We start from the raw sequence: 9,713 nt of genomic DNA, 5'->3' as shown, positions 1-9,713 counted from the left end.
TGCGACGCCTCCCAGAGCGCCTTCAGATCGTTTGTAACAGAGAGCCGCTGCTCGACCGTCATGTCGGGCTGGATCGCGTTGAACAGGCCTTTGGCGTATGCCAGCCGGATCTCGGGCTCTTGCGACGCCTCCCAAAGCGCCTTCAGATCGTTTGTAACAGAGAGCCGCTGCTCGACCGTCATGTCGGGCTTAATCGCATTGAACAGGCCTTGGGCGTATATCAGCCGGATCTCCGGCTCTTGCGACGCCTCCCAGAGCGCCTTCAGATCGTTTGTAACAGAGAGCCGCTCATCGACCGTCAAGGGAACTCGCGCGAGACTGTTGACTATCAGCCCAGCATACGGTCTCGTGTGCCCGCCCTTTTCGTTCTGCGTCAACGCCTGCCACAGCCTTTGCCCTTCCACCAACGCCCTCGGATCACCGCTCGCCGCTTGAACCCCCAGATAACCCGTCCACGGCCCGCTCGTCCTGCCCTGCGCTATCGCCCGGTTGGTTATCGCTTCCAACTCTTTATCGCTCAGGGGTTGCTCCATAGCCCCCAACGCTTCGACGAGCCACTCGCCTTCGCTGCCCTCTGGCAATAGCGGCTTTAAAACCTTTTGATAAAGTTCGGGATAGTTCTGCACTGCACGCGCTGCAAAACTCCAGCGATGTTCCAAATCGCAGTCGCGGATCGCAGACCCGACTTCTTCTCGCAGTTGCGGTTGACACGACGGAAGGATTTTTTGATCCAATGCAAACAGCACAAACGCCTCGGCGATCAGGTCGGGCAGCGCCGGTTTCATCGCCATTTTATTGCCATCATAATTGGCAAACAGGCTATAGCCCTGTAAGAACGCTGTGTTCAACTCAGTCTCGGCGTCGATCCCTGCTTGCCGACTATATTGCCCGCACGCGCTGGCCACGGCGACCGCATGGGCCACCTTCCGTCCGGCCTCTTGATCTGCCAAGTTGACTAACATCTGAGTCTCGCGATCAAAGATAGCCTGAAGCAATTCCTGCTTGTTCAGTTTCGGCTGTCCGCTTCCAGAGTTGTCCGCATAAGCCAGTGCAAAGCCCGCCAGCATCGCCCATAGAGGCGTCTTCAACTCCTGTGCGTCCAGTTCTGCGATCGAGGCATCAAAATCTCGATCTTTTGCCTTATTCGGCTCGACGAATCGCCCATAGGTCTCTTTCAGCGCTCGCGCGCGGGCGTCAGGCGTTAACTGGTCGATCTCGAAATAATCTTGGCCTGATTCAGTGGAGCCGCGCCCGCCCGCCAACGCCTGCAAGGGATTGACGTCATCGAACTTCTGGCTGCCGCGAAACCGGGCAGTCGAAGTCAGTTCTTGCGAAAGGAACCGCCCCATCGCCTCTCTTTCCAAAAGCAAGAAGCGGATCTTGTGCTCAAGTTCATTCTGCCGTTGATGGAGCGCGTGGATGGCCTTCTTGATCGCTTCTCGTCCCTGATAGGCGTAGTCGAAGATTATCAAAGTATCGGCCTCTGGTTGCCAATCGCGCCAATGATCGTAATTCTCGTTTCGACCGACGTCAAAGAAAAAGGCGTCCCATCGTCCGTTCGCTTTCAGCCTCTCGACCCATTCCAGCCCGAATCGGCTCTTGCCGGCGCCAGCCTTTTCCAAGAAGAGCGACCAAGTAAACCGACGTTCATCATGCAGAAAGTCGTGCACGGCGGCAGCCGCTTCGGTCGGCCAGATGTACTCGGTCAATCGCGACTTGTACGAGAAAGCCTGGCGATAGCGATCAATCTCGTTCCCATCGATCGCGCCATCCAACAGGGGATCATAGACTTGCGGCCGATACTGGTTGGCAAGGGCTCTGTTAAGCGCTGCTTCAATTGTTTTCTGTTGGGCATCAAGGGCGTTTTTGATCTTCTGATCGATCTGTTCGACCAAGCCATCGTAGGCGTTCCCAAGGAGGTTTGTCGGCGGGAGGTTGTCGAGTTTTTGTGCGATCGCCCATAGACACTCTCGCTGGAAGGCGATCCAACCTTTGGCGTGTTTCTTGTGTTTGAGGCGCTCCGAGAACGCATAGAGGAAGGCGTTGGGCAGATCGCGCCGGATGCGTGTGCGGGAATCGTGATTCTCTTCGGGAATGGCGCCTTGGATCATCTCCCCGATCGCTTGTCGCAATGCGGCTACGTCCTTGGTCAGAAGCGGCGCTGAAATTTGCGTTGGGAATTGAGGACCGGGCTTTAGGCGGGGCAGGAGTCTCTTGCGGACGGCCTCGTAGTCGGCTTTGAGCATTCCCCGGGTGTCGTTTACCAATCCGTCTAATGCGGCTCGGAAGGCGTCCTCGACTACATACTCAAGGTGGTAGTTGTGCCCGTTGCTGATTTTCTCGGCGATGGCGCCGAGAGTCAATCTTGCAATGCCGGTTGAATCTATCAGTATCTCTAACATTCCCGTACCCTGTTATATATACCATAGAACCGCAATCCGGGAGGGCGGGCGTCCCCGCGAGCCGAAAGACCGGGAGGGCGAGAGCATGCCCCCTTCCGTCAAAGTACCGCCCTTAAAGTACCGCCGCCGTCTCGGCGGCCTATCCGTTGCCTGCACAGGTTGCCGTTTGCCTGTTCAGGGTTCGATTCGTACTCAAAGTTGTCCTACATTTTTTCAGAATGCCGTTCGCGGAGGGTCAAGCCTGCAAAGAGTACGGAGAGGGGCCGCCCGGAAGGGTGGCGTTCCGAGGGGTGTCGCGAAGCTTCCGCACTCGCCGTTTGGTGTTAAGGCTTCGCTGTCAGCCTCCCTTTGCGTAGTCGATCATGCCTTGGAAGTCGATCACGACGGCTGGTTCGTCGCCCACGACCCACGCGTCGTGGCCCGAAGGCAATAGCGAGACGTCCCCAGCCTTGCACTCCAACTGCGTGCCATCGTCCATCAGCACCATCAGTGTGCCCGAAAGATGATACTGAAAGTGGGGCGCTTCGCAGCTTTTAGTCTGCGCAATGGGTTGTACCGATGTGGCCCATCGCCAACCCGGCTCGAAAATCGCCCTGCCGACCGTGGCGCCGCCGATCCTCATCAATTCCAGCCGTCCCAGCGGAAACTCTCGCACTTCGTCTGGATGCTCGAACGACTTGACCTCTGCTCGTTCCATCTTCTTACCTCCTATTTATCTTGATGTTTCGAAGCCCATTTGTCAATCTCCTGCTTGCCCATTGTCATAATCGACGCTATGCAAACCAACGTTCATATAGCCGATGGAGCCAGGGAGCTGACAATCGCGCTTCATTGCAACCATCGCACCGGGGTGGAGCAGTTTACGAAGGCTGGCCAGGGCGGGGCGCTGGTTACCGTCGCATTGAACGGGCTGTCGGGCGTCTATCGAGAGCGGTTTGCCGATCCACGAGCGTTTTTCGATCTGGTCGCACAGGCAGAGCGCGAGGCGGGTCGAACGTTCGATCGGGTTGCTCTGATTGCGTTCAGCGCCGGATTTGGCGGCGTCAGGGAGATTCTGAACCAACCCAAAGCCGCCGAGCGCGTCGATCGGTTGCTGATGCTCGATTCAATCCATGCCGGGTATGAGGCGGACGGCATCGAGCCTCGCAAAGATCAGATGGCGCCGTTTGTGCGATTTGCGCGACTGGCGGCGGAAGGCAAGCGGCGGATGGCGGTTACTCACTCTCAGGTTCGGCCCGCCGGATATGCCAGCACAACGGAGACGGCGGACGCCTTGGCAGGGGCGTTGGAACTGAGATGGCGATCGGCGTCGGAGAACTTGGCGCCGCGGTTGAAGCTGTATCGGAGGTGCGACCGCGGTCGGCTGACGTTGTTGGGCTTCGCGGGCGATACGGGCGAGGATCACATGCAGCACTTGCGCGAGATGGGCGTCTTTTTGAAACTTCTTTCGGACGGGCCTTGACAAACGGCGCGAGCATGTGGTATACAAATGTATTCTAAATTGATGGAGGCGCAAAGATGCTCAAGTCGTTATCGCCGGATCTGATGGTGAGAGATGTGAACGAGGCTGCGGAGTACTATCACGACGTGCTGGGATTTGAGGTGGTCGGTACTCATCCCGAGGCTGGCAGCTACGAGTGGGCGATGGTGAAGCGGGACAACGTTACGTTGATGTTCGAGCGAGCGGAATCGGTGGTCAGCTACCTGCCGCACTTTGTGGGGCGGGAGTTGGGCGGTTCGGGCACGCTGTTTATCGAGGTTACGGACCTTAAGTCGCTTTACGAGAGCGTGGTCGGACGGGCGAAAGTGCTTCAGGAGCCGAAACTGACCTTTTACGGCATGAACGAATTCATGATCGAAGACCCGAATGGTTACATTCTGGTGTTTGCTGAGCGAGCGGCGTGAAAGCGTTCGACCCCGAGAGGCTGAGCAGCCTGCCGGGCGTGGGGAAGAGCATCGAGGCCGACTTGATTGCGCTGGGGTATCGCCGCCCGGCCGATCTGGTCGGCCAAGACCCGGAGGAGATGTACGAGCGCATCCAGGCGATGAGCGGCGCCAAGATAGACCGTTGTCTGCTCTATGTCTTTCGTTGCGCGGTTTACGTCGCCTCGACGCCCGAACCAGAGGAGCGGCTGACCAAATGGTGGAACTGGATGGACGCTAAGGCTTGACAAGGCCCTCTTGAATGGCTTTGATGGCGGCCTCTGTGCGCGAGTTGACCTGAAGCTTAAATAGGATGTTGGTGATGTGGTTCTTGACCGTTTTTTCGGTCAAGAAGAGCTGATCGGCGATCTCTTTGTTGCGTTTGCCGGTGGCGACGAGCTTTAGGATTTCGGTTTCGCGCACGGTCAGGTCGCTCATCAGGTCGTACTTGGCCTTTTGGAGGCTGGCTATGCGTTGAAACTCGTCGAGCACGCGCACAGCGATTGCGGGATGGAGAGGCGATTCGCCCCTTGCGGCAGACAGCACGCCGTTGATGAGCTGCTCGCCGGCGCTGTCTTTGAGCAGGTAGCCGAGCGCGCCCGCTTTGATCGCCTCGAAGACGTTTTGGTCGTCGCCGTAGATAGTCCATATGACGACTTGGGTAGGTAAAGCGCGCCTGATGCGGCGAGTCGCTTCGATGCCGGTCATCCTGGGCATGCCGATGTCCATCAGCGCGACATCGGGCGCTTCGCGCTCGCACAGTTCCACGGCTTCGTCTCCATCGGAGGCTATGCCAACGATTTCGATGTCTGGCGATGCCGATAGCAGTTTACGCAGCAACCCTCGAAGGTTCGGGTCGTCGTCGGCGATTATGATGCGGACTTTGTCCATTCTCTCTCCATGGGCGCTGTTAGTTCGATAGCTGTGCCTTGACCCGGGGCAGAGGCGATTTCGAGGCGTCCGCCCGAATCGGTTGCGCGTCTGCTCATATTGGTCAAGCCGTTGCCTTGGTTGGCGGTATCAAATCCCGGTCCGTCGTCGGTGATAGTCAATGCGAACCGACCGCCGTCTGCTTTCGCGGCAATCGCCACGCGCGTAGCGGAAGCCGAGTGCTTCATGATATTGGTCAGCGCCTCTTGAGCTATTCGTACAGCCGTTTCTTCCAACTGCGGGTGCAGGCGAATATCGGGAAGATCGACCGTGATCTCGGCTCTGATCCTCTCTTGTGTTTGGCGCGCCAACAGTCGTATTCGGTTTTGCCAAGAGACGTTGGAATCGTGGTGGAGCTGATGGATGACGTCTCGCATCTCGGCCATTGCCGATCGCAGTTCGCTCGTTTGTTCTTCCACCAGTCGTTTAGCCTCGGTCGGCTCGGATTCGCAGATCGCTTTGGCTACTTCTAGACCGAGAACAGATTTGACCAGTGAATGGCCGAGGCCGTCGTGAAAGTCCGAGGCGATCCGTTCGCGCTCTTCCACAAGGTGGAGCTTCTCGCGCAGTTCGGCGATTTCCTCTTGTCGCTCAAGATGCATCACACGCACCATGTTGATAAAGAGCGTAACGGTTACGACCATCGAGATACGGAAGAGAATGTCGATCCAGGCGATGCCCCAATCGCCCCAACAGGCTATCGAGTAGCCTGCGGCGCAACTGAGTATGGCGGGCACGACCCATTTGGGCGGCATAACGGCGGCCTCGGTACACAGCAGGGCAAAATAGAGAATCCAGGCCTCGCTGTGCACGCCTCCCGTGGCCGCGACGCCTACGGAGATGACCAAGATGTCGAAAACCAGCAGCCAATGGGTAAAGGTGAAGACCTTGGAGGGATCGCTGACCGCGACATAGGTGCGAAGCGATGCCGATGCGATTGCGAAGAGCACCAAAGCGACCAGAAGTTCGGGCGCGATCTCTAGGCGGCCTTGGCTATAGCGCACGACCGCCCAGACGATAGCACAGATGACGACTAGCCAAACGTTGACGAATACCGGCTTGGGCGTTCGCCCTGTCTGGTCCATTCTTAGGCCGGCTCGACCGAGAATCCAGCTGTTTCGAGCGTTTCGATCAGCGTCGACTCGGAGACCTCGTCGGCGTTAAAGTCGACGACTACGCGCTTGTCGCGCACATGGACTTCCGCGCTTTCGATGCCCTTCAGTTGAACCAGAGCCTGTTTGATCGACCGGGCGCAACCGTCGCACTCGATGTCTGGCGAGACCCACGTCTTGGTTATGCGGCTCATTTCAAGGATTATACACGCTGGCCTCGAATCTATCGGCGTGTTCGCAATCATCATGAGTCTGGTTTTCTTCTCTACGGATGGCATTTTGGTCGACGGTCAAGGTCGCTGGCTGATGAACGGCTATCCGCTGCTAAGGGGAAGCGGCGTTCAGTTGGCGACGCCCAACTGGGAAAAGGGGATTTACACATCGACCGGGAAAGCGGTTTCTACAAACCGTCTTGCCAACGGTATCCGTGTTGTGCGGCAGATGGATAAGAGTATAGGTTCCATTACAGAGACTTATACATTACAAGATGGCGTAACCGCTGTCCTGAATATTGAGTATGGCGGGACAGACCAAGCCATAGTCGAGTGGAAGCTGGGTTCGTTCGATGCTGAAGCGTTGGAAGGCGGCGAGATCGAGTCGGGCGAAACCCGCGTATCGCTCGATATGGACTTCAAGACGGTCAGAGGCAAGCGGCTGAAGATTTCTGGTCGATTTGGAACAATGGTCGTTTCTTGCGCGACTTTCGACTTGTTGTTTCAGAAGAACGGTTCGACCTATTGGCTGGGCGTTACAGGTTATCCCATTTCGCCTGGGGGCGCAGCGACGCTGGAGGCGCTTGCAGTTATCGAACCCAGCGCGCATCAGGCAGCGCCGGACGTTAGCCGAAGCGCGCGCTTTGCGCCCAGGGTAGAGCGCCGGAGCAGCGAACGGCCCGTCCTCATCCCGCAGCCAAAGGTCGTTAACTGGAACCGAGGCGAGTGGAGGAGCCGTGAGGTCGTGATCGTCACCCACGATGACGCCAGCAAACCTGTTGCCGAGCAACTCAGGACCTTCATCGCCAACGAACTGAATCATCCCGTGCGTTTTGGCCAGAAAGGCAACATCAACCTTTCGATACGGCGAGAAGATGCGCGTCGTTTCCCAACCCCCGACCAACCAGAAGCCTACGGCCTCAACATCGATAACGATGTCGTCTGGCTTACGGCCAACACGCTTGAAGGTTTAAGATTTGCCGCTCAAACTTTAACGCAACTTCTATCCAGGGATGGCCCAATGCTTCGCGCCGACTGCGTTGCCATTAGCGATTTTCCGTCGCTTCCGTTTCGCGGCGTGCACCTATTGGCAGGCGCAAGCGCCGATTTTCACGTCCGCCTAATCAATAGGCTATTGGGACGGCTAAAGTTCAACCACTTGGTCTTCGAATGCGAGTACGCGCAGTGGGAGACGGATCCAAAGATTTGGGTCGATTATTCGATGTCCAAGCAGGATCTGACGCGAGTCGCCAACGCAGCAGCCAATGCCGGGCTTGAGGTTGTGCCGCTCGTTCAGTCCTTAGGCCATTGCGAGTGGATGTTTAAGAACGGCCGGAATCTGGACCTGGCGGAAGACCCTGAGACGCCTTACGCTTACTGCCCTCGCAACCCAGATAGCCGCAAGTTTATCGAATCGGTCTACTCCGAGGCGATTGAGATTTTCAAGCCGAAGAAGTTTCACATTGGCCATGACGAGGTTACGATGCGCGGTCGGTTTCCGCACTGCGATCGCTGTCGCGGGGCGACCTCCAGCGAACTGTTTATTGAGGATACGATTAAGATTCGCGAATTCTTGAAAGGCAAAGGCGTCGAGACCGTGATGATGTGGGGCGATGTGCTGTTGCACCGGTCGGAGGCGAACGATGGGGGCGCCCATGCGCCGACGCCCGAGCAGGCTGCAAAGGTACGGGCGCAACTGCCCAAGGACCTCGCGATCATGGATTGGCACTACACGCCGTCGGAGCCGCAGGAATACAAGAGCCTGAAGGTGTTGATGGACGCGGGGTTTCAGCGGGTGGCCGCTACGACGTGGTACGAGCCGATAAACATTTATAACTTTGCCCGGGCTGCGCGAGACGCCAAGGCTTGGGGGCTGTTGCAGTCGACTTGGGCGGGTTTCAACCTGAGCGAGAAGACCCTAAGGGATGCTGCGCAACAGATCGCGGCCTACATTTGGGCGGCGGAGTATGCTTGGAACACTGATTCGCCGCCCCCGCACAATCTTTCCTACAAGGCCGAGGCTGTATTGCGCCAGTGGATGGATCCTGATAGAGCGTGGAGCCAAGAGGCCGCCATTGGCGTTACGATCGACGATCCGTTCGAGCGCTCTGCAAAAGAAGCCACAGTTTCAATGAACCTCAAGGCTTTGGAGTTGCTTTTTGTCGGCGGATGTCTCAGAAAGGGCGAGAAGGGCTTGCCCGTCGCCGATATCGAACTCCAATATCAAGATGGAACCGTTGAAACGATCCCGCTCATTTATGGGCAGAACGCATCGGGCATTAACGACCCACTGATGGTATACGATGCGCCGGTCGAAGAGGGCGGATGGCGCGGAACAGTGTGGCGCAACCCGCATCCGAACAAGACTATCAGTGCGATCGCTATAAAATCTAAAGCGTCCTTGGGTTATACGCTAAAGACTATCCGGGCTCGGTAGCGCCAGCAACTCGCGCATGATCGGCGTCATGTGAGTCGCCCAGATTCGATAGCCCTCTTCGCTCAAGTGCAGAGAATCGGGCATGACTTGAGCCGAAATCGCACCTTCCATGTCCGTAAAATGGCTGCCAATGTCGTGATAGAACACCCATTTGTTGTCCGCGGCTTTCGCGATCAGTTCGTTTGCGGTCTGAATCTTGGCGCGCTGAGGATTGGGCTCTTTGCCGCGAGGGAAGATCGCCAGCGCCAAGACCTTTGCCTTAGGAAGCCGCTGCCGAACCTCTTTGATAATCGCCTTCACGCCGTCCGCTATCTGTTCGGCCGTGTGGTCGTTGCCGTTCGAATTGTTGGTGCCGATCATAATCACAACCAACTTTGCGCTGTTGGCTCCTTTCAGGTTATCGTTTTTGATGCGCCACAACACATGTTGGGTGCGGTCGCCGCTGATGCCCAGGTTAATGGCCTTGAACCGTGCGATCTGGTCGTCCCAAATGTGCTTTCCGGTCGTCTCCCAGCCTTCGGTGATCGAATCGCCCAAAAAGATCACCTCAGCGGCGCTTTTGTCCATTTTGGTCAGTTGGTCGTTCCGATCGATCCAGCGCTGGTCCGTTCGAGGCGCAGGCGCCATTGCCGTGTGAATCGGGTCTTGCGCGACAGCCACCGCCAATGCAAGCAAAATCGTAAGCATCATCGCCTCC

General features: G+C 57.1%; 10 protein-coding genes. 4 read left to right on the top strand and 6 right to left on the bottom strand.

All coding sequences use genetic code 11. The features are described from left to right. Both HUU60_11625 and HUU60_11620 read right to left on the bottom strand, forming a co-directional pair. The coding region (locus HUU60_11625; protein NUL83353.1) for a hypothetical protein at positions 1 to 2,402 on the bottom strand (2,402 nt) is incomplete at its 3' end. Positions 2,403 to 2,739: 337 nt separating this feature from the next. Then, a complete protein-coding gene (locus HUU60_11620) occupies positions 2,740 to 3,099 on the bottom strand; it encodes a cupin domain-containing protein (GenBank protein ID NUL83352.1) in 360 nt (119 codons plus the stop codon). Between the two features lie 78 nt (positions 3,100 to 3,177). On the opposite strand from HUU60_11620, the gene HUU60_11615 reads away from it, so the two are divergent. The 3 genes from HUU60_11615 to HUU60_11605 are packed head-to-tail and all read left to right on the top strand — an operon-like array spanning position 3,178 to position 4,573. After that, a complete protein-coding gene (locus HUU60_11615) occupies positions 3,178 to 3,864 on the top strand; it encodes a hypothetical protein (protein ID NUL83351.1) in 687 nt (228 codons plus the stop codon). A gap of 56 nt (positions 3,865 to 3,920) precedes the next feature. Then, positions 3,921 to 4,307: a VOC family protein gene (locus tag HUU60_11610; protein ID NUL83350.1), complete on the top strand. Its 387-nt coding sequence runs from the start codon at positions 3,921 to 3,923 to the stop codon at positions 4,305 to 4,307. Continuing rightward, positions 4,304 to 4,573 (top strand): Pathogenicity locus, encoded by a 270-nt coding sequence (locus HUU60_11605; GenBank protein ID NUL83349.1) that lies wholly within the window; start codon positions 4,304 to 4,306, stop codon positions 4,571 to 4,573. The genes HUU60_11610 and HUU60_11605 overlap by 4 nt, the downstream gene beginning before the upstream one ends. Here HUU60_11605 and HUU60_11600 read toward each other — a convergent pair. The 3 genes from HUU60_11600 to HUU60_11590 are packed head-to-tail and all read right to left on the bottom strand — an operon-like array spanning position 4,563 to position 6,561. Beyond that, on the bottom strand, positions 4,563 to 5,216 hold the full coding sequence (locus tag HUU60_11600) for a response regulator transcription factor (protein NUL83348.1): 654 nt from the start codon (positions 5,214 to 5,216) through the stop codon (positions 4,563 to 4,565). The genes HUU60_11605 and HUU60_11600 overlap by 11 nt on opposite strands. Next, complete coding sequence (locus HUU60_11595) at positions 5,195 to 6,340, bottom strand: sensor histidine kinase (protein ID NUL83347.1); 1,146 nt, start codon at positions 6,338 to 6,340, stop codon at positions 5,195 to 5,197. Before HUU60_11595 ends, HUU60_11600 begins: the two co-directional genes overlap by 22 nt. Positions 6,341 to 6,342: 2 nt before the next feature. Continuing rightward, positions 6,343 to 6,561, bottom strand: coding sequence for a heavy-metal-associated domain-containing protein (locus tag HUU60_11590; GenBank protein ID NUL83346.1), 219 nt, complete (start codon positions 6,559 to 6,561; stop codon positions 6,343 to 6,345). On the opposite strand from HUU60_11590, the gene HUU60_11585 reads away from it, so the two are divergent. Then, the gene (locus HUU60_11585) at positions 6,551 to 9,016 is read left to right on the top strand and encodes a family 20 glycosylhydrolase (protein NUL83345.1); all 2,466 of its coding nucleotides are present in this window, start codon (positions 6,551 to 6,553) and stop codon (positions 9,014 to 9,016) included. The genes HUU60_11590 and HUU60_11585 overlap by 11 nt on opposite strands. Here the strand turns inward: HUU60_11585 and HUU60_11580 are convergent. Further along, positions 8,993 to 9,706 carry a GDSL family lipase gene (locus HUU60_11580; GenBank protein NUL83344.1) on the bottom strand — a complete coding sequence of 238 codons (714 nt, stop codon included), beginning with the start codon at positions 9,704 to 9,706 and terminating at the stop codon, positions 8,993 to 8,995. The genes HUU60_11585 and HUU60_11580 overlap by 24 nt on opposite strands. Positions 9,707 to 9,713: the final 7 nt, after the last annotated feature.

Source organism: Armatimonadota bacterium (assembly GCA_013359125.1).
GTDB lineage: Bacteria > Armatimonadota > Fimbriimonadia > Fimbriimonadales > GBS-DC > JABWCR01.
This window is presented reverse-complemented; position numbering and strand designations above follow the sequence as displayed.

Coding starts and splice junctions, on each gene's coding strand:
- HUU60_11620 (NUL83352.1), bottom strand. CDS start 3,099: ATGGAACGAGCAGAGGTCAAGTCGTTCGAGCATCCAGACGAAGTGCGA.
- HUU60_11615 (NUL83351.1), top strand. CDS start 3,178: ATGCAAACCAACGTTCATATAGCCGATGGAGCCAGGGAGCTGACAATC.
- HUU60_11610 (NUL83350.1), top strand. CDS start 3,921: ATGCTCAAGTCGTTATCGCCGGATCTGATGGTGAGAGATGTGAACGAG.
- HUU60_11600 (NUL83348.1), bottom strand. CDS start 5,216: ATGGACAAAGTCCGCATCATAATCGCCGACGACGACCCGAACCTTCGA.
- HUU60_11595 (NUL83347.1), bottom strand. CDS start 6,340: ATGGACCAGACAGGGCGAACGCCCAAGCCGGTATTCGTCAACGTTTGG.
- HUU60_11585 (NUL83345.1), top strand. CDS start 6,551: ATGCGGCTCATTTCAAGGATTATACACGCTGGCCTCGAATCTATCGGC.
- HUU60_11590 (NUL83346.1), bottom strand. CDS start 6,561: ATGAGCCGCATAACCAAGACGTGGGTCTCGCCAGACATCGAGTGCGAC.
- HUU60_11580 (NUL83344.1), bottom strand. CDS start 9,706: ATGATGCTTACGATTTTGCTTGCATTGGCGGTGGCTGTCGCGCAAGAC.